Here is a 21,413-nt window from a genome sequence, read left to right on the forward strand (position 1 = left end):
AACCCCGGTTGATCCGGGGTTTTTTGTGGGCGTCTATTAAGGGCCTTTTAAACGGGGTGTTTAGTTTCAGAACGCTACGTTTTTTCTTGTTTAATTTGTTCCAAATACGTCTTACATCCGGTCGTAAATTTCCCTCGAAATTTGAACGGTTCGTTTATTCAAAGCCCGGCCCAGCGGCCGTAGACTCGTGTTTATGAAAAAGAACACTAGCGGCCCACGGTTTAAAGCGCTCCTCGAAAAAGCGAAAATAACGACGACAGGATTTGCCGCTTTCTTCGACACGGAGCCGCAAAATATCCATAACTGGTACACCCGCGGTGTGCCCGCCTACCGCATGGAAGAGGTCTCCAGACTACTCTCGGTAAACAGCGACTGGCTGAAAACCGGCGAAGGCCCAGAAGACTCCAAACACCTGCGCCTGCTCGACGAGTCCGGCAATACGTTCGACGCCCAGGCTATTCGCGGCATTTATACGGTGGTCGAGCCCACCGATGTCGAGCTGCCCCTCTACAAGGAAATACCCACCGCCCCGGGCTCCTTCAAAACGCATGTCGTCGAAGACCCCGGCCAATTCATCCGCCTGCCCAAAACCCACCTCGACTCCCTGGAAATCAAATACACGGATGTGTTCTGCGTCCACATGATCGGCAACGGCATGGGAGCAAGGATCGAAGACGGCTCCACACTCGCCATCGACCGCGGACTGACCAAGGTGATTGACGGGGAAATCTACGCCATAGAACACGACGGTATGCTGCGCATCAAATACCTGCACCGAATGCCCGGCAATGCCCTGCGGTTGCGCAGCTACAACCAGGCCGAGCACCCGGATGAAATCTTCAACGCCGAGCAGATTGATAAGCAGAACATCAGGGTGTTGGGATGGGTGTTCTGGTGGTCGACGCTGAACAAACGAAGGCCGGCGGTGCCGTTTTTGTAACGCCCGGGCATTTTTACATCCCACAGGCATCCCACAATCCCTGTGGGAGCGGGCTTGCCCGCGAAAGCGATGGAACATTCACCCAAAAAATCGGATGGATTACCTGATCCCGAGCCCCCGATAGCTCTAAGACGCACACCACACTGGGAATCCCTCAAAAAAATCAGTATGCTGCGCCCCACATTTGCGCATCACCCCGCCCCGCGGCGCTGATCGCACCGACAAGGCAGATGATTTTCTCGCCGAGTCCCACAGCCGGACGCAAGATCCGGGTGTACGTTTTGAAGGCTGGCGCGGTTTACCAAAAATGAACCAAGCCAGTCCCCGAGAAGCCGGCCACAAGCCGGCTTTTTAATGCCTGTCTAAAAGCGTCCTAATTAGTGCAGCAGTGCTGACGGCCGAACGCAAAACTGTGCAAGAGGTGCTTGCACAATTGTTGCAGTCGCTGTCTCTGAGTTTCACGGATAACTAAACCCCTTAACCAACGTCAACTCCCCCACCGCCCGCATCGGCACCAGAAACGTCTCCATCTTCTCGTTAGGCGTCCCTTCCTCCGTAATCACCGTCACCTGCGCCGTGGTCAGCGGTTGAACCGCCTCCTCCTGCCCGTCCTCATCACTCCGATACCCGCCTCCGAAGTAATTCACATACACCAAATACTGCCCCTTAATCGGCGCTGGCATGGCGAAGATCTCCGGCCCATACCCCGTCGTCACGTCGACATCCAGCGCCGCGCCATTTGGTGCAACACGATCGCCGTACCAAATATGCGCGCCGTCGGGTGTGATGAGGTGCAGGTCCAGATCCGTGCCATCGCTGTCCCAGGCCAACAGCACCCGCAACTTGGCCGGCGTAGCCCCACCACTGACATTAAGAAATTGCGTCCGAGACCTTTGCTGTCCATCAGGGCTACGAACTTCAACGCTGTTGCTGCCATTGGGAAACGAGAACGGTCGATCAAAACGCCCGGCCGGATCAATCTTCAGCGGCATGCTGACGCCGTTGACGATCAACCGGCCCGGCTCACCGGACTTGGGTGCGGCTTTGATCTGCCCGGTGATACGCGCCGTGTTGGCCTGCCCCACCGAGGTGTTCACCGACGAAGCCGGGTAGTTAACAATCTGACGAAAGTTTTCACCTTCTCCCTCGGCCGCGCCGGTGCGCCAGCCGCCAACGGGCGTATCGAGTTTCACGCCGCTCTCAGCCGCGAAAGCCGTCGGCAGTACACAAAAAGAACAAAGGAACAGGAAGACCTGTGGATAACGGAGTTTCATGGCCTATTCCAGCAAGAGGTGGCGGGCGAGCCCTTCGATGTAGGTTTCATCCTGGCCGTTGGGGTGTGCTTCGAAGGCCAGGTGCAGGTATTCGTGGGTCAGGTCGAGGCGGTCTTGCAGTGACAGCACGCCGCGCACGTAGAGGCGTTGACGTTCGCGGTCGACGTAGGGGCGCCCGAAGGCCAGGCGGCAGACGGCGAAGGTGCTGACGTCGTTGTAGCCGACTTCGCTTTCCAACCGCGTGCGCCAGCCGCGGCGTTGCTTTTGTAGCCAGTCTTGCGCGGCGGGCAGTGCTTCGCAGGAGGCGACGGGGTTGTCCCAGCGGCTGAGGCTGGCGCGTGGGTAGGCGTGCAGCAGGATGGCGTCGTAGCGCTGGCCGGCGTTGGCTTGTTCGACGGCGTGCTGCCAGGAGAGTTTGTCCGGGCCGGGTTGGTCGGAGTGGTAGGTGACGGTGCTGCCGGCGAGGACGAGGTCGCTGGTCCAGGCGGCGATGTGGCGTGACTCGGCGGTGGCAGGGCGTGGGGCGACGCGTTGGCGACTGCTGCTGTCGTCGATGCTCAGGCAGTCGCCGTGGCGGGTGGCGTTTTGCAGCAGGTAGGTTCTTATCGCGATGGCCAGGGCTTTGGCGGCTTCAACGGGTTCGGGTTTGGCTTCCCTTTGCAGGACGCGGGCGACGTATTCTTCACGGTCGAGTCGAGCGACGAGTTTGTCCTTAAGCAGAAACAGTTCGCCATCGCTGTGGATATCCAGCTGATTGCCATTGGCGAATTCGACGCGATAGTCGCCTTGCAGAGGTCCGGAAGAAACAACCCGATCCTCCGCAAGAACACGCCCGATCGGATAACGGGAAAACAGACCGACTTCGACACAGCGTCCCGCATCCAAAGGCCACTCAACTGGCAACACAGAAGCCAACACCCCACCGTAGTGACGCAAGACCATTTGACTGGTCCCCCGCCCACCCGCCCAGATTGGCGTGCCGTCCGCTGTCCATCCGGCAAATCCGCCCTGACGCGACGAAGGGTCCTGATCGCCCAACCAGCTCCAGGTTTTCACCCGCAACCGTCCACCGAGTTCGCCGACGACATTGCCATCTGCGGCGTTCAACACCACATCGAGCAACACCCGCCGCGCCTGATCCTGCGCCGGCATCAGGGCCAGCACTTTCAGCAATTCAGCCACGGAAACTCGCGTAGAAGGCTGTAACGAAGGCAGGTTCAGCAACCATTCCGGCGCCTGCCGAGCCTGCCAATATTCCCGCCAGCCTGCATCAGAAATACCCAATCGTGCAGGCTCGAAGTACAAGCCACACGATTTCACCAACGCCTGATCGCGCTCAATCTTGCCGCCCGCAGTGCAGCAATAAACTTCCTCTTTCGATTGCCCGCGACACTCATACGCTGGCTCACGGGCGCCGGTATTCACCAACCAGCCGTACACAAACAACTTCCACAAACTGCCCAACGGCGCCTGCAAATCGCTGGGCAATGGCTCGCGTGAAATCACTTGAGTCTGGCTTAACGAAATCAATTCACCCTTGAAACCCAGACGCAGCGGCTCCTCCTGCGCTGTCGCCAGCGCAGGGATCAAACACAGCAGCCACCAGACCAGCAGTCGGGTCATGTCAGTTGACCGTGACCTGGCCGAGGGCCGGTTTCTGTTCCTGGGCTTGATGTTGCGGCGCGTAGACTTGAGTGAAACGCACCGGTGGCAGGTTGAACTGGCCTTTCTGCGAGAAACGCACCAGGTGCCGCAGGCGCAGTTCGCCGCTCAAGGCATCGACCGGAATCGCGTAAGCCAGCTGGCCCGGCTCGAAACGCGCCTTCTCCAGCGCGGTCGGCTCGGTGCCGCCCTTGCCCATCAACTTGATGCCCCACGTGGTGCGCTCAACATCGGCACCCGGCGGCAGCGGCACTTCGAGCATGCCGTAGCGCAGCGGTTTCGCGGCTTTGCTAGTGATGATCACTTCGTCCAGGTACAGGCTGTCACTGGACAACGGCTGGGTGCCGACCGCTTCCAGTTTGAAGGTGAACGCTTCGTCACCGGGCACCAGACGCGACAGGCGCCGAGTGATGGTCACCGCCATCGGATCAACCGCCGGTTGCCGGGTCTGGAAACTCAACGCGGCGCGCAACGGACGTTCCTGCGTCCCGGTCAGCGATAACACCACCGGCACCGGCGGAGCGCCTTGCCACGTCCAGTACATTTCACCGGTATCACCGTGTTGTTTTTTCCAGCCTTCACCCGGTGCCAATGCAATCGTCGGCGATGCCTGCTCGATGCTGCGTTGCAACCAGGTCAGCGCCAGAGCGCGTTCCAGGGTCGATTGCTGCGGCAGTAAACGTTGCAACAACGCTTGCGCGTGAGCCTGATCGAAGGGTTGCATCGACAGGTTCAAGGCTTCGGCAAACGGTTGAGAACTGACCGCCAGCCGTTGTTGCGCATCCGGCAGTTGACGATTGAATGCGTCCGGCAGAGTCACCTTCGATTGCTTCGCCAAAGAAGTAGCCAACGTGCGAGCCGCCGCCAATCCCAGCGCCGAATCAGGATCGCTCATGACAAGGCTGTCCTCGCCATCCTCCATCAGGTTCGCTGCATTGCCCTCGCCTGCTTTCGCCAGGTCATCCATCAACCCACTGAGCAAGGTGTTGACCGGCAATTGCATCTGCTTGGCGAACGACAGAATCAGCGCCCGCTGCAACAGCGGCGTGTTTTTCGCCTGCTTGGAATACACCTCCAGCACCCGCTGCCAATGCTCCGGCGGCAGGCTCAGTTCCAGTGCTTTGCTGGCGTGCCAGTCGGCGTAATAGGCGTAGGCAGTGAGGAACGCATCCGGCTCGCCGTCCATGCCCCACCAGGTGAAACTCGCCGATGGCCCGGCCATTTGTACCAGACGCAGACGGCTGTTTTGCATGATCAGGCGCAAACGATCGCGGATCTGCGGGTTCGACGACAAGGTTGGATACGCAATGCTCAACGGCAGCAAACGGCTAGCGGTTTGTTCGACGCCGCCGTACGGATAGCTCAACAAATCATCAAGCGCCGAGCGGAACAACGCTTGCGGACTGTCATCCAGACGCAGGCGAATATCCGTCGCGTCCGCCGGCAAGGTCAGCGGCGTGTCACCGCTGGCCACGTCCAGGCTTTGGCTTTGTGTGACCTGCCAGCCTTCGCCGGTTGCAGTCAGGCGCACGGCCAGGGCATCGGCGGTTTTGCCGTCCTGCACCAGTTCGGCGGTCCACTCGCCGGAGGTCAACGCAAACGCCGGCAGCGCGATGTAGTTGATGCCGTTGTTCAGGGTCACCGGCACGCGTTGCTCGGCGCCAGCGTAATGAATCACCAGCTCAGCCTTGACCGGTTTTTCAGCCTGGCTGAACGCGAACACGCCGAGATCCGGTTTGTCGCCATTGCGGAATTGGGTCGGGCCGCTCCACTTCAGGTACAGCGGTTTTTCCGAGCGCAGGAATTGCTTCTTCTGCCCGACCTGACCGTCATCAGCGATGGCCCGTGCAGTGATGCGCCAGCGGGTCAGCGAGTCCGGCATCTTGAAGGTGAAACGGGTTTTTCCATCGGCGTCAGTTACCAGTTCCGGCTGCCACGCGGCGGTATCGACGTCTTCGCGCCGCGGCCGCTCCAGCACTTTCACGCCGCGCTCGCTGCGGTTGGCTTTGCCTGGCGCACCGGGACTGCCCGGCAACGCAACGTCGTAGCTGATGAACGACAGACTGGCGCTGGTGCGCACGTTGTTGCGGCGCGGGTGGTAGAAGAATTGGTCGATGGTTGGCGCGACTTCCGGTTGCAGCGCGTAGACCATTTCATCGACCACGCTCACCGTCAGGTGTGCCGGAATTGGCTTGCCGGCGAACTGGGTGGTCAGGTCCACCGACACGGTATCGCCCGGCTGATACGCCTCTTTGTCCGTGACGATGGCCACGTCGATTTGCGGCGCAATCACCTTGATGCCAGCGTTCTGGAAACTGTATTGACCGCCCTTGGTGTACAGCACCGAGAACGTCAGGTTCGGCGCGAAGTTGTCCTTCACGGGGATGCGCGCGCGGTATTGGGTGTCGCTGAGTTTTTCCATCTTCAGCCAGTCACCGCCCTTGGACAGCAACGCCGTGGCCTCGACTTTGTCCCGCTCCAGGGACAGCAGCGCATCGCTGACCGGCTCGGGGAAAGTGATCAACGCCAGGGCTTCGTCGCCCGCCTTGTACTCGGGTTTGTCGAGGACGATTTCCACGGTGCCAGGCACGGCTTTGACACCGTCGCCGGTCACCGAATGGCCGGTGGCGCCGACGACTCGGCCATGGTCATCCTTCAACGTCAGGTTGTAGGTGCCCGGACGGTCGAAGGCCAAGGTGAAACCTTTATCCGTCGCAGCGAGTTTGCCTTCGCCGGTGCTCTGATCCTCCAGACGTACCCAACCGTAGCTGCCCGGCGTGACTGCTTTGGTCTGCTCGCTGCCACCTTCATTCAAATAGCTGAACGCAACCTTGTCGCCCACTGCACTGAACCGCTGTGGAGCGCTCAAGCGGAAACTCGCGGCGCCACGGTCGATGAGGATTTCCTTGGTGGTCTTGACCCGATACGCCGCACCGTCGCTGGCGAACACGGTGAGCATGTAGCGGCTCGGTTTCTCGGCGGCCGGCAGGTCGAGGGTCGCGTTGCCTTTGCTGTCGGTGGTCAGTTCGGTGCTGGTCAGTTCCACCGGGAATTGCCCGAGGTATTGCAACTCGTTGTCGACCATCGACAGTTGCTGGGCGCGCAGGCTCAGGGTCAACTTGGCATCGGCCACCGGTTTGCCGTCCGGGTACAGCAGCACCAGGCTGCCCTTGACCGGTTCGCCGGTGCGGTAATCCTGCTTGGCCAGGTTCAGGGAAATCTCGAAGTGCGGCTTGATGTATTCGGCAACGCGGAAGGCGCTGCTGTAGGCCTGATCCTTGTAGCTGAAACGCAGTTCATAACCGCCGGCCACGGCGTTGTCCGGCAACTGGAATCGGCCTTGGGTGCCGGCCTTGGAATCCAGCTTCAGCGCCAGCGATTGCAGCGCCGTGCCGGTGGCATCGAGTACGGTCACGTTGACGTCGGCAGCGGTCGGCAACACCGAATCCCGGGCGTTCTTGAACTCGCGACCGACGATTTTCAGCGACACCCAATCCCCTGGCCGATACAGCGGCCGGTCGGTGAAGGCATAGAGTTTGGTGTCGTAGATCTCGCTGTCGTAATAGAAGTTCTCGGAGACAAACACCCCGCCCTCTTCGTCCTCGCCGATCACGAACGAACGCTCGGGGCTGACGTGTTTCAGGCGCAGCAAACCATCGGCATCGGTGGCGCCGCTGCTCATCACGCCGAGGCCATCGGTCCACAGCACATTGACCTTCGGCACCGAACTGCCTTCGTGCTTGCGCGCAGCCCAGACCACCAATTCATCACCGGCAATCTTGCTCACGGCCACAGTGTTGGAAACGAAGACCATGGTCGTGGCGCGGTACTTGCCGATCAGCGCTTCCACCAGGTACAGACCGGGTTTGAGGTTGCCCAACGGGATGTACACGTTGCCCGGTGCGACGCTGACGAACTCACTGGACGAACCGGCCAGATTCACACCGGTAGGTGGCTGAATCGGTTTGGCTTGCCACAACGGATAACGGAATTGGCTGACCACCGGCAGGCCCGGGATCAGCGCGAATTGCGGCTGAGCGTCGTAAGGCGTTGGTGCAGCAATCGCGCTGCCCATCTTCAGTTCCGGCACTTCCTCGGTGACTTGTTTACGCGACTCGTAGGAAAACGCCCGCTGCATCACCCGACGGGATTTGCGATACCAGTTGTCCCACAGGTACGCGAGCGTATTCGACAGGCCTTCGCCCTTGAACTGGCCGTCGCTGACCACCCGGTGCAGGTTCTTCTGGCGCTTGAGGAAATCAAGCGGCTTGTCGATGCGATACACCCGAATGTCTGCGCCGCCATAGGGCTCCATGCGGAACCGACGGTAATCGCGACCCGGCGCTTCGAGGCGGACCATCGCCTGCTCGTCGCTGGCGAAACTGCTGTCGGCCAGCAGGAAAAAGCTTTCACCGGCCACCGGCGTGTAGCCGCTCGGCTCGACGGTGTCTTCGGCGTTGACCGCCGAAAACGGCAGCACCAAAACCAACAGCAGAGGCAGGAAACGCAACATGCGGGCACCGATCATTGGGAGAGAAAGTTCAGTCGATAGACGCCGATGAAGTTGGGGTTGGCTGCGTCGGGTATCCATCGGGTGTCCTTCCATGTCATGAGTTGCTGCAGGCTCGCGGAACGCATGCCGTTGTCAGTGGGGGTGGTGGTGCCGGTGTGATAGGCGATGTAGCGGCCCATCCAGATCATCAGGTGCTGGTCGTCGCCCTGATCGAAAAACATCAGGTCGCCGGGCCGGGCTTGCGCCAGATCGCGACCGACCAGATGGCTGTTGAACTGAATCAACTTGATCGCATTGACGTAGGGCCCGACCTTGCCGTCGCCCTGCTGCCACTGCTGGGCGAGGCCACGTTGGGCCTCGCTCAATTGCAGCTCCGGCGGCAGGTAGCGGTTGGACAAGCCATTGCTGCGCAACCATTTGTCGTCATGGACTTTCAGCGCTTCGTTGGCGGCGAAGCGCACCAGCCCGGCGCAGTCCTGCTGATACCAGCGCGGGCTCGGGCCTTGGGTCAGTTGTTCCTGGGCAATGCGCACGAACCAGGCGCGGAACACCTGGGATTGCTGCGGATCCAGCGCTGCGGCTTCACTGGCAAATGCGCGGCTGCCCAGCAACATCGCCAGCAGGCCGAGGCCTCGGATAAGTGCGGTCACAGGGCTTTCCATTCCAGCGGCAGCCACTGCCAATGGCCGTCCGGCTCGCTGCCTTCGGGCAAGGTCAGGGCGTACTTGCCATAGCCGCCGAGCTTGCGCAGTTTCGGGATCAGGTAGGTTTGCGCGGCGTTGTAGAACACCGGCTCCATGTCCTGGGGCAGGCTGTCGAGGGTTTCCTGCTGCATCAGTTGCGCCATGGAGTCCGGGCCGAAGTAGACCGGCATCAGCAGGTCTTTCGGCACCACGTCGGCCATCGGCGGGAAGCGTTTGTCGAGGGTGCCGAGGGCCTTGTCCACGAGCTTGTCGTCGAGGGAGAACAGCAACGTCGAACCGTGACGCGCCAGGCTGACTTTCATGAACGCCTTGCCGGTGATTGCGTCCGGGTTCTCGGCGTCCTTGGCTTTGTAAGGACCGAAGTTGGAGCTGACCTGGCGCTGCCACTGATGGCTTTGGCCTTCCTGTTTCTCGACCACCGGGAACGCGTGTTCTTCGACGTTGCCTTCATAGGCGCCGACCATCGAGCCGAACAGGCTGCCCAGGTCGCCGTCGAGCTTGGCGCTGTCATCATCGTTCAGGCTGGCCACCAGCAACGGCGTGTACAACCGCGAATCGGCGTACCAGCACAGCCCGGCGGCCCCGGCCATGTGTTCAGTCAGCGCCTGGGCCACGGTTTCGTCGGCACCGAGTTTTACCAGCAGCGGTTTCTGCTGTTCGGCGGCGAGCGGCAAGGCGACACAGGCACTGGCGCCCATCGGCATGGCTTGCCAGATCGGCTTGAAATCGAAGTCCGGCTGGTTGTCCAGTTCGTCCATGGCGAGGAAGCTGTGCCAGCCCTTGTCGTCCATGTCGAAGCGCAGGCCGGCGAAGTTCGGGATGAAACGCTGGTAACCCATGGCCAGCACGCTGGAATTGACCGACAGACGTTGTTTCACTTCAGGCGCGCGCGGTGGCAGGCCGAAGGCTTCGGGGAACAGTTTCTGGCCGCCGAGCAGTGCTTCCAGCGATTGAGTCGAAACCATGCCGAGCTCATCGATCGGGCCATTACTGTTGTCGTACAGTTTCGAAGGATTGGACAGCACCACCAACTTGTCGCCATGAGAGGCAAACAGCAGCGCTTTGCTGTTGTTGTAGGTGAGCTGATACAGCGGCACCGTATCGCCAGCGACCTTGATGTCACCGAGTTGCGTCAGCTGCGAATCATCCAGCGCCACTTTCGCCAGCGGCTCCAGCACCTTGGCCAGACCACCGCGATCCATCACCAACAAAAAGTCTTTCAGCCGGCCGTCCACCCCGCGCCACAACGCCACATCTGCCGGTTGATCGAAGAGCTGCTCGATCAAACTGTCCTGCAACTTCAGGTCATGCTCGTAAATGATCCGCCGCAGACTGCCGATCAAGCCAAGTCGATCCGCATGCGCTTCGTAATAGAAGACGAAATCTTCGGTCAGGGTTTCCTTGAGGAACGGCACCGCCAGCAAGTCCTTGGGCAATTGGCTCAGGGAGTGGGTTTCGAGCAGACCGTCCGGGCGGCTCATGCCCAGTTTGTCGCTGGCCAACTCTGCCGGTGGTGTCTTGGGCTTGTGCATGAACCAGCCCAATCCGGCCGCGACGCCAGCCACCAGGACCAACCCGACCAGCAGCGCCGGCCAGCGGCGAGGAGTTTTGGCAGCTGGCGTTTCGGCGGCCGGAGAAACAGTGTTATCGCTCATGTTCACAAAACCCGATGTCATCCGTGGAGCGGGATGCTTAATAGTTGAAAGTCTTGACCAGCAGCAGGTCACCGATGGCCCGCAGGGGCACGATGAAGGTCTCGCGTTTTTCGTCGACAGTGTTTTCGTTGAGCACCAAGTTGATCTGCGAGGTGATCACCTCGTTCTGGTTGCTGGTCTCATCGAAGTTATAGCCGCCGCTGCCGAAGTTGCCCCAATAGTTCACGTAAACCAGATAGTTGCCATGCATCGGCGCGGTCATGGTGAACATTTCCGGGCCGGGGCCATCGACGCCGTCCGGATCCAGCCCGCCGCCATTGCTCATCGCCGGGCGCGCCCAGAACGCATGCTGGCCGTCGGGGGTCACGATGTGCAGATCGAGTTCGGCTTTCGGATCATCCCACCCCAGCACCACGCGAATCCGTGCCGGGGTGCGCAGGTTGTTGGCTTCATAGAATTGAACGCGCTTGAGGGACTTGCCTTCGGCACTGCGCACTTCGACGCTGTTGGAACCGGCGCCGAACGCATACGGCCGGGCGAAACGCCCCTGGTCGTCGGTGTACAGATTCAGGGGATTGCCGTTGACGGCCAGCGTATGAGGCCCGCGTTGCGTGCCAATGGCCTTGAGCTGGCCTTGGATCATCGTGCGATTGCGCTGCACGCCACGGTCGATGGGCGGCGTCGGATAGGCGACTTGCGGGTATTCACTGCGATCGAGCAAGCCATTGAAGCGCCAGCCGCCGACCGGCTCCGACAACTCAGCCGTCGGCTCGGCCCAGGCAGCGGTCGCGCAGACCCACCCCATCAGCACTAGAAAAAATGAACGCATGTGACGCCTCCTGCCATGCATAACGAAACCTTGCACCCGATCCTCGGCGCGTTACAGATCCAAAAACTGTGTTTCGTCAGATAGACCCGTGACTATTGGGTCGTAGAAGGCGCGAAGGTTAGCCATTCGGCGGTTTTTTAACAATCGGATACATCTATATTTGCGGTAGGAATCACGGTGATTTTTGGACGTGAGCCGAATAGAGAGGTTATTCGGCTCACGAAATGAGCCGAATACGACTATTATTCGGCTCATTGACCTTGGAGCACCTGAATTCATGGCACCTCACTGGATCTGGCAACAGCCCGATTGGCCGAATTTCAACTGGCAAGCCGAGCGCCTGACACCGCTGCTGCGTGAGTGCGTGCAGGCGCAAGGCCGGTTGATGGGCATGGCCAGTTCCGTGGGTGGCTCGCTAAGTGCGCAGAGCGAACTGGATGCGTTGTTGCAAAACATCGTGACGTCTTCGGCTATCGAAGGTGAACAGCTGAATGTTGGCTCGGTCCGCTCTTCGCTGGCGCGGCGCCTGGGTCTGGAACAGGTCGATGGCGATCACGTCAGTCAGCGCAGCGAAGGTCTGGCGCAGTTGATACTCGATGCCACCCAGCACTTTGCGAAACCGCTGACGCTGGAGCGATTGCTGGAATGGCATGAGTGGCTATTTCCGGATCAGGACACTGACCTTGCTGCTCGAGCGATGCATATCGGCGCGTTACGCGGCGATGAGTCGATGCGGGTAGTTTCAGGTCGCCTCGACAGACCGACCGTTCACTTCGAAGCACCGCCCCGTCGTGGTCTTGAGCAACAACTCGATACGTTCCTTGCCTGGTTTGAAGCCAGCCGAAGTCAGGACGGGCTCGATCCATTGCTGCGGGCCGGCATCGCGCACTTATGGTTCGTCACCTTGCACCCCTTCGACGATGGTAATGGCCGTCTGACACGCACCCTCACCGATCTGGCGCTGGCTCAGGGCGAGGCGCAGGCCATCCGGTTTTATGCGATGTCGGCGAGCATTCTCGAGGATCGCTCCGGCTATTACCGAGTGCTGGAAACCAGCCAGAAGGCGACGACGGATATTACTGATTGGTTGGAATGGTTTCTGAAAACCTTGCTGCGCAGCCTGCAACAGGCCATGGCGCGGATTGAATCGGTGTTGGGCAAGGCGCGCTTCTGGCAGACGCATCGGCAGTCCTCGTTAACGGCGGAACAGACCAAAGTGTTGAATCGCCTGCTGGATGGCGGGGAACGCGGATTCGAGAATGGCATCAGTGCGGCGCAGTATCAGGCCGTGGCGAAAGTATCCAAAGCTACTGCCACTCGTCATCTGAGCGAACTGTTGGAGAAAGGCTATTTGAAGCGTCTGCCAGGCGGTGGGCGCAATACTCGATACCAGATCAGCTATCCCGATGCCTCCACCGATTAAGCAGGATCAACGCTGTCCTGTGGCGAGGGAGCTTGCTCCCGCTCGGCTGCGCAGCAGTCGTAAATTGCTAGATACGGTGTACCTGACGAAACGGTGGTGTTTGGTTTTGGGGTCGCTTCGCGGCCCAACGGGGGCAAGCCCCCTCGCCACAGGGGTCGCGTTTAGTCCAGGACACGTTGGCCGAAACACCCCGCTCATTTGCCCATAACCCCCATGTCTGCTAGTGTCGCGCCGGTTTAACGTCAACCGGAAATAGCCGCCATGGCCCGCAAAAAAGCTGCACTGGATTTCGAACAATCTCTCGCTGACCTGCAAACGCTGGTGGAGCGTCTGGAGAACGGCGAATTGTCGCTGGAAGACTCGCTGACGGCTTTCGAGCAAGGCATCGGTCTGACCCGCGATTGCCAGGCGGCGCTGGCTCAGGCCGAGCAAAAGGTTCAAGTGCTGCTCGAGCGTGATGGCGAGCTGGCCGAGGAACCCTTCGACGCGGATCAGCCGGAATGATTGCTGCGTATTCGGCGACCAGCCAGGCCCGCGTCAACGCTGCCCTGGAGACCCTGTTCAACGCGCCGAGCCCTGAGCTCGCGCGGTTGTACGAAGCCATGCGCTACAGCGTGATGAATGGCGGCAAACGGGTCCGCCCGCTGCTGGCCTACGCGGCGTGCGAAGCGCTGGGCGGCAAGGCTGAGCAAGCCAACGGCGCGGCCTGCGCGGTGGAGCTGATTCACGCGTATTCCCTGGTGCACGATGATTTGCCGGCCATGGACGACGACGATCTGCGTCGAGGCCAGCCGACCACTCACAAAAAATTCGATGAAGCCTGCGCGATTCTCGCCGGTGACGGCTTGCAGAGCCTGGCGTTCAGCGCTCTGCTCGACCCGCGCCTGAGCACCTCGGAAGCAGAGATCCGCTTGCAGATGGTCAGCGCCCTGGCATTGGCAGCAGGCCCGGCCGGCATGGTCGGCGGCCAAGCCATCGACCTCGGCTCGGTCGGTCTGAAACTCGATCAAAAGGCCCTCGAAACCATGCACCGGCACAAGACCGGCGCGCTGATCGAGGTCAGCGTCAAACTCGGCGCCCTGGCCAGCGGCCGCGCCGAGAAGGACGAACTGAAGTCCTTGCAGACTTATGCACAGGCCATCGGCCTCGCTTTCCAGGTGCAGGACGACATTCTCGACGTCGAGAGCGATACCGAAACCCTAGGCAAACGCCAGGGCGCCGACATCGCACGCGACAAGCCGACCTACCCGGCCCTACTCGGCCTCGATGCGGCCAAAGCCTACGCGCTGGAACTGCGCGATCAGGCCCTGCACGCGCTGCGACCGTTTGACGCGGCTGCCGAGCCGTTGCGTGATTTGGCCCGCTATATCGTCGAACGCCGCAGCTGACAGCGTATCCGCCAAAAAAGAGCAACGCGTGGGCAGGGGCCGATGCATCAGGTAAACTGCCGCCTCTTCTATACCTATAACGATTCGCCTGATGCCCACGACGTTTCATGAGATTCCCCGTAAGCGCCCGACCACGCCCCTGCTCGACCGTGCCAACACGCCGGACGGCCTGCGCCGGTTAGGCGAAGCCGAGCTGGAAACCCTGGCCGATGAGTTGCGCCTGGAATTGCTCTACACGGTCGGACAGACCGGCGGGCATTTCGGTGCCGGCCTGGGCGTCATCGAGCTGACCATCGCGTTGCATTACGTCTTCGACACCCCGGATGACCGGCTGGTGTGGGACGTGGGTCATCAGGCCTACCCGCACAAAATCCTCACCGGCCGTCGCGAGCGCATGGGCACCCTGCGCCAGAAGGACGGCGTCGCCGCCTTCCCGCGTCGTTCCGAGAGCGAGTACGACACCTTTGGCGTCGGCCACTCCAGCACCTCGATCAGCGCGGCGCTGGGCATGGCCATTGCCGCCCGCCTGCAGAACAGTGATCGCAAGGCCATTGCGGTGATCGGCGACGGCGCACTGACCGCGGGCATGGCGTTCGAAGCGCTGAACCATGCGCCGGAAGTGAACGCCAACATGCTGGTGATCCTCAACGACAACGACATGTCGATCTCGCGCAACGTCGGCGGGCTGTCGAATTATCTGGCGAAGATCCTGTCCAGCCGCACTTACGCGAGCATGCGTGAAGGCAGCAAAAAGGTCCTGTCGCGCCTGCCCGGCGCCTGGGAAATCGCCCGTCGCACCGAAGAATACGCAAAAGGTATGCTGGTCCCCGGCACGCTGTTTGAAGAGCTGGGCTGGAACTACATCGGCCCGATCGATGGCCACGACCTGCCGACCCTGATCGCCACCCTGCGCAACATGCGAGATCTCAAAGGCCCGCAGTTCCTGCACGTCGTCACCAAGAAAGGCAAAGGCTTCGCCCCGGCGGAAGTCGACCCGATCGGTTACCACGCCATCACCAAGCTTGAACCCGTTGATGCGCCGGCCGCGGCACCGAAGAAATCCGGCGGGCCAAAGTATTCCGGTGTGTTCGGCGAATGGCTGTGCGACATGGCCGCGTCTGATCCCCGTTTGGTGGGCATCACCCCGGCGATGAAAGAAGGCTCCGACCTGGTGGCGTTCAGCGAGCGTTTCCCGCTGCGCTACTTCGACGTGGCGATTGCCGAGCAACACGCCGTGACCCTCGCCGCCGGCATGGCCTGCGAAGGCGCGAAACCTGTTGTGGCGATTTATTCGACCTTCCTGCAACGCGGTTACGACCAACTGATCCATGACGTCGCGGTGCAAAACCTCGACGTGCTGTTCGCCATCGACCGCGCAGGTCTGGTGGGTGAAGACGGCCCAACCCATGCGGGCAGCTTCGACCTGTCGTTCCTGCGTTGCATCCCCGGCATGCTGGTGATGACCCCGAGTGATGAAAACGAACTGCGCAAAATGCTCACCACCGGTCACCTGTTCAACGGCCCGGCGGCGGTGCGTTACCCGCGCGGCACTGGCCCGAACGCAACGATCGAGAAAGACCTGCAACCGATCGAAATCGGCAAAGGTGTGGTTCGTCGCCAGGGCAGCAAAGTCGCCCTGCTGGTGTTCGGCGTGCAACTGGCGGAGGCGCTGAAAGTCGCCGAGACGCTGGATGCCACCGTGGTCGACATGCGTTTCGTCAAACCGCTGGATGAAGCGCTGGTTCGCGAAGTCGCCGGCAGCCATGAGTTGCTGGTGACGATCGAAGAGAACGCGATCATGGGCGGTGCCGGTGGCGCGGTCAGCGAGTTCCTGGCACGTGAAAACATCCTCAAGTCGATGCTGCACCTGGGCTTGCCGGACAGTTACGTCGAGCACGCCAAGCCTGCGCAGATGCTGGCAGAGTGCGGGCTGGATGAGGCCGGGATCGAGGCTTCCATTCGCCAGCGCCTGCAACTACTCAACATCTGAACAAATGCAAAACCCCTTGTGGGAGCGAGCCTGCTCGCGATAGCGGTCTGCCAGTCACCTCTTCTTTGACTGACACACCCTCATCGCGAGCAGGCTCGCTCCCACATTGGTTTTCTGTGCCTTTCAAAATTTGTGTTCGCTTTAAAGCGCCAACGGATTGCCGATGAAACTCTCCCCCCTCGCCCTGACGCTGACCCTGCTGCCAGCCGGCGAGCTCCTGGCTGACACCTTCGAACGCGATCAAGCCCTGAAGCTCCCCGAAGTGCTGATCAGCGCCAACCGTCAGGTCGAAGCGCGCAACGACAGCAGCGCCGCCAACACTGTTTTCACCCGAGACGACATCGACGGCCTGCAACCGGGCAGCGTCACGGAATTGCTGAGTCGGGTACCCGGCGTGCAGGTCGTGCAAACCGGCGGGCGCGGCAGTCTGCCGGGGATCTACATTCGCGGGACCCAGTCGGCGCAGAGCCTGGTGCTGGTGGATGGCCAACGCATCGGTAACTCGACCTCCGGCGACAGCAACCTGCAACACATCAACATCGAGCAGGTCGAGCGCGTGGAAGTGCTGCGAGGTTCCCGTTCGGTGATTTACGGCAGTGATGCGATTGGCGGCGTGATCCAGATTTTCACTCGCCGTGGTGGCGAACAAGGCCTGCAACCGCGTATGCACGTGGGGTTTGGCAGCAATCAGACTTGGGAGCGCAGCCTCGGATTATCCGGTGGCGATGAGAAGACCCGCTTCAACCTCGGCGCCAGCCTCGATGAAACCGCCGGGATCAACCGCACCCACGAGTCCTATCCCAGCGACGGCGATCATGACGAATACCGCAACAAATCGGTCAGTCTCAGCCTGAGCCACGCCCTCACCGACGACATCGAAATCGGCGCCAACCTGCTGGATAACCGCGGCAAAAGCGAGTTCGACAATCCGTTCGGGCGCTTCGACCCAACGACCTTCGAATCGCTCCAGCAGCAGCCCTACAGCGACTTTGCCGTGAGCAGCATTAGCAGTTATGTCGATGCCCGGGTCAACGATATCTGGAAAACCCGCGTCGAATTCGGTCACAGCGAAAATCGCGAGAAGACCCTGGACAAACTCAGCGATGAGCGCAGCGTGTTCAACACGTACCGTGATTCGGTGAACTGGCAGAACGACCTGACGCTCAATGAGCGCAACAGCCTGATTCTCGGCGGCGACTGGTACGAAGACCGGATCAATAGCAGCACCCCGTTCGACGAGGACAGCCGCTGGAACCGCGCGGCGTTTATTCAGCATCGCTACCAGGCGGACAGCTTCTCCACGGAACTGGGTCTGCGCCGGGACCAGAACCAGCAGTTCGGTGGCCAGAACAGCTGGAGCGGCACCTTCACCCTGCCGCTGAACCCGGACAACGACGTATTGCTGACCTACAGCGAAGGTTTCCGCGCACCGACCTTCAATGACTTGTACTACCCGGATTTCAGCAACCCGGACCTGAAGCCTGAAACCTCGAAAAGCTATGAGCTGCAATGGCGCAGTCAGTTGACCGAGACCAGTCGTCTCGAAACTTCGCTGTACCGCACGGACCTTGAAGACGCGATTATTTTTGGTAGCAACTCACGGCCACAGAACGTGGCTTCGGCGCGGATCAACGGGTTCGAGGCGGCTCTGAAACAGGAACTGTTCGGCTGGCAGAGCAACCTCGGCGTGGCGATCATCGACCCGAGGGATCGCGACAGTGGAGATACCCTGGCCCGTCGTGCGCGGCGCACCTTGAGCCTGGACCTGGATCGACAGTTCGACCGGCTCGGCCTCGGCGCCAGCTGGCAAGCGGTGAGCAGCAGCTATGACGACTTGAACAATCAGCAGCCGTTGGGTGGATATGCCCTGTTGGGGTTGCGCAGCAGCTGGGAATTGAATCGCGAGATCAAGCTTGAGCTGAAGGTCGATAACCTCCTGGACAAAGGCTATAGCCGGGCGTTGTACACCCATGATGGCAGTCAGTATGGGTATCGCGAGGAAGGTCGGGCGTGGATGTTTGGAGTGACCTGGACGCCGGAGCTCTAGAGCTGACACCGGCCATTGTGGCGAGGGAGCTTGCTCCCGCTCGACTGCGCAGCAGTCGCAAAACAGGCTGATGCGGCTTCATTTGAAGTAAGCCTCTGACAAATTCGGGGCCGCTTCGCAGCCCAACGGGAGCAAGCTCCCTCGCCACAGGTCAGCGGTCAGGCGCGATGACTTGGCACAACTTGGCCGTCGCCTCGATCATCTGCCCACTCGGCCGCTCCAGACCCTTGTCCGTCACTAACAGCAACCGCCCCTGCGCCACCGCCGCCACCTGCGGCCAGGCTTTCCACGCATCGAGCTGCGCCTGATCACTGGCCAGAATCACCTCGGGATTACGCTGCAACACCGCCTCGACGCTGACCTGCGGCGCCGGCAATGTCAGGTCGGCGAACACATTCCGCGCCCCGCACATTTCCAGCGCATCACTGATGATCTGCCCGCCGCCAACGGTGTACAGCGGTCGATCCCAGACCTGATAAAACACCCGCAGCGGCTTATCCCGGCGATAACGCTGGCGCAACACACCCAGGCGCTGGCGTAATTGCGCAGCCAATGAAACGCCACGCTCAGGACGACCGAGCCGGGTGGCAATCGCTTCAATCTGCGCGGTCAGTTGTTCGAGGTTGTGGGGTTCGGCGACATACGTAGGGATGTTCAGTCGCTTGAGCTGCTCGCGCTGGGCCGGACCAACGCTGCCAGGCCAGAGCAACAGCAAATCGGGTTTGAGGCTTAGCAATCGCTCCATGTCCAACTGGCCGTAGCGGCCAACCGATGGAAGCCCATTGAGTTCGGCAGGACGCTCTCCGGCGTCCAGCACACCGACCAGAAGGTCCGCGGAGCCCAGTTCGACAACGATTTCAGACAGAGACGGCGCGAGACTGACAACGCGCTCGACAGCAGAGGCCATGCCGCTGCCGGCCAGCAGCATCAGCGCCAGCCAGAAGCGAAACATCAGCCGAGTTGACGCGGGATACGGTAGAGGTAGAACAGCACCGTGGTCGACAGCGCCAGCAGCACCAACGGCACCGCTTCAAGGCCGACGAACACCGCCAACGCGCCGATCCAGGCCGGCAGGCTCGCGACCAGCAACGCCGTGCGGCGCTTGGCGGCCAGGGTAATCCAGGCGGCGGGTTCTTCAGGGGTGTCGAGGGCTTTCTGGGTGGCGATCAGTGCGTGCTTGTAGCTGCCGAAAAACTTCAGGCTGACAAACATCGACGCGACCCCGGCGATGAACAATGGCATCGCCAGCACCGGCAGGATGGCTTCACCCTGGCCGAACACGCCATTGATCACAAACAGCGGCAACAGGGCTAAGGCCAGGTATTGCCACCAGTTGAAGGACAATCGCCGCCGTACTTGACCGCGCGTCACGCCCGGTCTGCCTCGCCCTGATGCTCGTTGCCCATCATGTGGTCGAGCTTGCTGGCCTTGGTGGCCAGGTAGAGTTTGTTGTGCGGGTTGTGACCGGTGTGCAGCGGCACGCGCTCGGCGACCACGATCCCCATGTCGGTCAAGGCTTTGACCTTGCGCGGGTTGTTGGTCATCAGGCGCAGGGATTTCACGCCCAGGTGTTCCAGCATCGGCAGGCACATGGCGTAGTCACGCTGGTCGGCGGCGAAGCCCAGACGCTCGTTGGCTTCAACGGTGTCGGCACCGCCATCCTGCAACTCATAGGCGCGGATCTTGTTCAGCAGGCCAATGCCACGACCTTCCTGGCGCAAGTAAAGCAACACGCCACGGCCTTCACGGGCGATGGCTTGCAAGGCAGCCTCAAGTTGCGAGCCGCAGTCGCAGCGCTGGCTGAACAAGGCATCGCCGGTCAGGCATTCGGAGTGCAATCGGCCGAGTACCGGGGCACCGTCGGCGAACTCACCCAGGCTCAGCACCACGTGCTCGCGCCCGTTCTCTTCATCGAGAAAGCCGTGCATGGTGAATTGCGCAAAGGGTGTTGGCAGCTTGGAAGCGGCGACAAAAACGACAGGCACCGGTGTGCTCCTGATCAATAAGTACTGGAGATTCGCAGAGGCGGCATTGTAACAGCAGGTTCCTACAGACGCTTAGGCTGAATTATGGGGCATAACGATCTAAAAGTTAGATCCCCGAATGCGCAACAACGCCTGTAGGAGCCGGCTTGCTGGCGATAGCGGTGGGTCAACCGACATGATTATCGACTGAACGGACGCTATCGCCAGCAAGCCGGCTCCTACAAAGTTCGCCGTGTACCGCGAAATCTGCGCTCAATTCGGGGCAAACGGATACGGCTGCTTCCAGCGTTCGAAGATCGGTTTCAACCGGCCGCTTTTCACCAGCAACTCCATGCGCTCATCGAACAGCGCCATCAACGTGCGGGCCTTGGGCGTGTCGGCGAAGCACAGGTACAGCGGCAATTCCGCGATGTGGGTGCGCCGAAACTGCGAAGGATCCTTGGCCCACTTGAGGACGTAGTCGACTTCGGTCAGCGCATCGATGTAGTAGTCGGCGCGGCTGTGGGTCAGCATCGACAAAATGCCGGTGCGCCGGATGACTTCGTTATAGCGCCGCACGTTCGGCAGGTAATCCTGGAAGTCATAGCCGCGAACCCAGGCCAGTCGATAGTTGCCCAACGTCTCCGGGGTCGGTGCCGGATTGCTCGCCAGGCCCAGGGCATAGATGTGATCGGTATCGAAGTTCCAGCGCGGATAAAGCAGATCGCTGTTCTCGTCGCGGTAGGAGCCGACACAGGCATCCACTTCGCGGAGCTGGGCCAGGCCTACGGAGCGGGTGTAAGGCTCGGTGCGAATGTCCAGTTTGACACCGGCCGGCTCGAACACTTCCCGCAGCACGTCCCAACCCAGGCCGTGACCGTCAGCGGCGGTGTAGTCTTCCCAGTCTTCGCTGGCCAGATGAATCACGGACGGCGTCGTCACGGCATCGCCCGCCTGGGCGATCGGGCAAAACATGGCGAACACCATCGCAGTCAACCAGCGCCGAGCCATCCTTTGTCCCCTG

General features: G+C 60.8%; 16 protein-coding genes. 6 read left to right on the top strand and 10 right to left on the bottom strand.

Annotated elements, in window-relative coordinates:
• Positions 1-193 precede the first annotated feature (193 nt).
• Positions 194-940 carry a S24 family peptidase gene (locus ACA075_RS26875; RefSeq protein WP_497296265.1) on the top strand — a complete coding sequence of 249 codons (747 nt, stop codon included), beginning with the start codon at positions 194-196 and terminating at the stop codon, positions 938-940.
• 458 nt (positions 941-1,398) lie between these two features.
• Here the strand turns inward: ACA075_RS26875 and ACA075_RS26880 are convergent, their stop codons facing one another.
• From ACA075_RS26880 to ACA075_RS26905, 6 genes are read right to left on the bottom strand one after another with little or no spacing between them, the layout of a single operon-like run.
• Positions 1,399-2,214 carry a YfaP family protein gene (locus tag ACA075_RS26880; protein WP_497296266.1) on the bottom strand — a complete coding sequence of 272 codons (816 nt, stop codon included), beginning with the start codon at positions 2,212-2,214 and terminating at the stop codon, positions 1,399-1,401.
• A 3-nt stretch (positions 2,215-2,217) separates the two neighbouring features.
• Positions 2,218-3,837 (bottom strand): DUF2300 domain-containing protein, encoded by a 1,620-nt coding sequence (locus tag ACA075_RS26885; RefSeq protein WP_497296267.1) that lies wholly within the window; start codon positions 3,835-3,837, stop codon positions 2,218-2,220.
• Position 3,838: 1 nt separating this feature from the next.
• Positions 3,839-8,404, bottom strand: coding sequence for an alpha-2-macroglobulin family protein (locus tag ACA075_RS26890; protein WP_497299342.1), 4,566 nt, complete (start codon positions 8,402-8,404; stop codon positions 3,839-3,841).
• Positions 8,401-9,051: a DUF1175 domain-containing protein gene (locus ACA075_RS26895; protein ID WP_497296268.1), complete on the bottom strand. Its 651-nt coding sequence runs from the start codon at positions 9,049-9,051 to the stop codon at positions 8,401-8,403. Before ACA075_RS26895 ends, ACA075_RS26890 begins: the two co-directional genes overlap by 4 nt.
• Positions 9,036-10,748: a DUF2138 domain-containing protein gene (locus tag ACA075_RS26900; protein WP_497296269.1), complete on the bottom strand. Its 1,713-nt coding sequence runs from the start codon at positions 10,746-10,748 to the stop codon at positions 9,036-9,038. Before ACA075_RS26900 ends, ACA075_RS26895 begins: the two co-directional genes overlap by 16 nt.
• 37 nt (positions 10,749-10,785) lie before the next feature.
• Entirely contained in the window at positions 10,786-11,577 is a 792-nt protein-coding gene (locus ACA075_RS26905; protein ID WP_497296270.1) for a YfaP family protein, read from the bottom strand.
• 277 nt (positions 11,578-11,854) lie between these two features.
• On the opposite strand from ACA075_RS26905, the gene ACA075_RS26910 reads away from it, so the two are divergent.
• From ACA075_RS26910 to ACA075_RS26930, 5 genes are all read left to right on the top strand, one after another.
• Positions 11,855-13,000, top strand: a complete 1,146-nt coding sequence (locus ACA075_RS26910; protein WP_497296271.1) for a Fic family protein — start codon at positions 11,855-11,857, stop codon at positions 12,998-13,000.
• 261 nt (positions 13,001-13,261) lie between these two features.
• A complete protein-coding gene (locus ACA075_RS26915; RefSeq protein WP_007894317.1) occupies positions 13,262-13,504 on the top strand; it encodes an exodeoxyribonuclease VII small subunit in 243 nt (80 codons plus the stop codon).
• Positions 13,501-14,388: a (2E,6E)-farnesyl diphosphate synthase gene (gene ispA, locus ACA075_RS26920; protein ID WP_497296272.1), complete on the top strand. Its 888-nt coding sequence runs from the start codon at positions 13,501-13,503 to the stop codon at positions 14,386-14,388. Before ACA075_RS26915 ends, ispA begins: the two co-directional genes overlap by 4 nt.
• 91 nt (positions 14,389-14,479) lie before the next feature.
• Positions 14,480-16,378, top strand: coding sequence for a 1-deoxy-D-xylulose-5-phosphate synthase (gene dxs, locus ACA075_RS26925; protein WP_497296273.1), 1,899 nt, complete (start codon positions 14,480-14,482; stop codon positions 16,376-16,378).
• A gap of 163 nt (positions 16,379-16,541) precedes the next feature.
• Positions 16,542-18,425 (top strand): TonB-dependent receptor domain-containing protein, encoded by a 1,884-nt coding sequence (locus tag ACA075_RS26930; protein WP_497296274.1) that lies wholly within the window; start codon positions 16,542-16,544, stop codon positions 18,423-18,425.
• A gap of 151 nt (positions 18,426-18,576) precedes the next feature.
• On the opposite strand, the gene ACA075_RS26935 is transcribed toward ACA075_RS26930, so the two are convergent.
• The 4 genes from ACA075_RS26935 to ACA075_RS26950 all read right to left on the bottom strand — a co-directional run bounded on the left by ACA075_RS26935 (position 18,577) and on the right by ACA075_RS26950 (position 21,400).
• Complete coding sequence (locus ACA075_RS26935; protein WP_497296275.1) at positions 18,577-19,377, bottom strand: cobalamin-binding protein; 801 nt, start codon at positions 19,375-19,377, stop codon at positions 18,577-18,579.
• On the bottom strand, positions 19,377-19,796 hold the full coding sequence (locus ACA075_RS26940; protein ID WP_497296276.1) for an MFS transporter: 420 nt from the start codon (positions 19,794-19,796) through the stop codon (positions 19,377-19,379). Before ACA075_RS26940 ends, ACA075_RS26935 begins: the two co-directional genes overlap by 1 nt.
• Positions 19,793-20,410, bottom strand: a complete 618-nt coding sequence (gene ribA / locus ACA075_RS26945; RefSeq protein ID WP_027924335.1) for a GTP cyclohydrolase II — start codon at positions 20,408-20,410, stop codon at positions 19,793-19,795. The genes ACA075_RS26940 and ribA overlap by 4 nt, the downstream gene beginning before the upstream one ends.
• 252 nt (positions 20,411-20,662) lie before the next feature.
• Complete coding sequence (locus ACA075_RS26950; protein WP_497296277.1) at positions 20,663-21,400, bottom strand: transporter substrate-binding domain-containing protein; 738 nt, start codon at positions 21,398-21,400, stop codon at positions 20,663-20,665.
• Between the last annotated feature and the right edge of the window lie 13 nt (positions 21,401-21,413).

It is taken from the genome of Pseudomonas sp. LBUM1663, assembly GCF_059695905.1.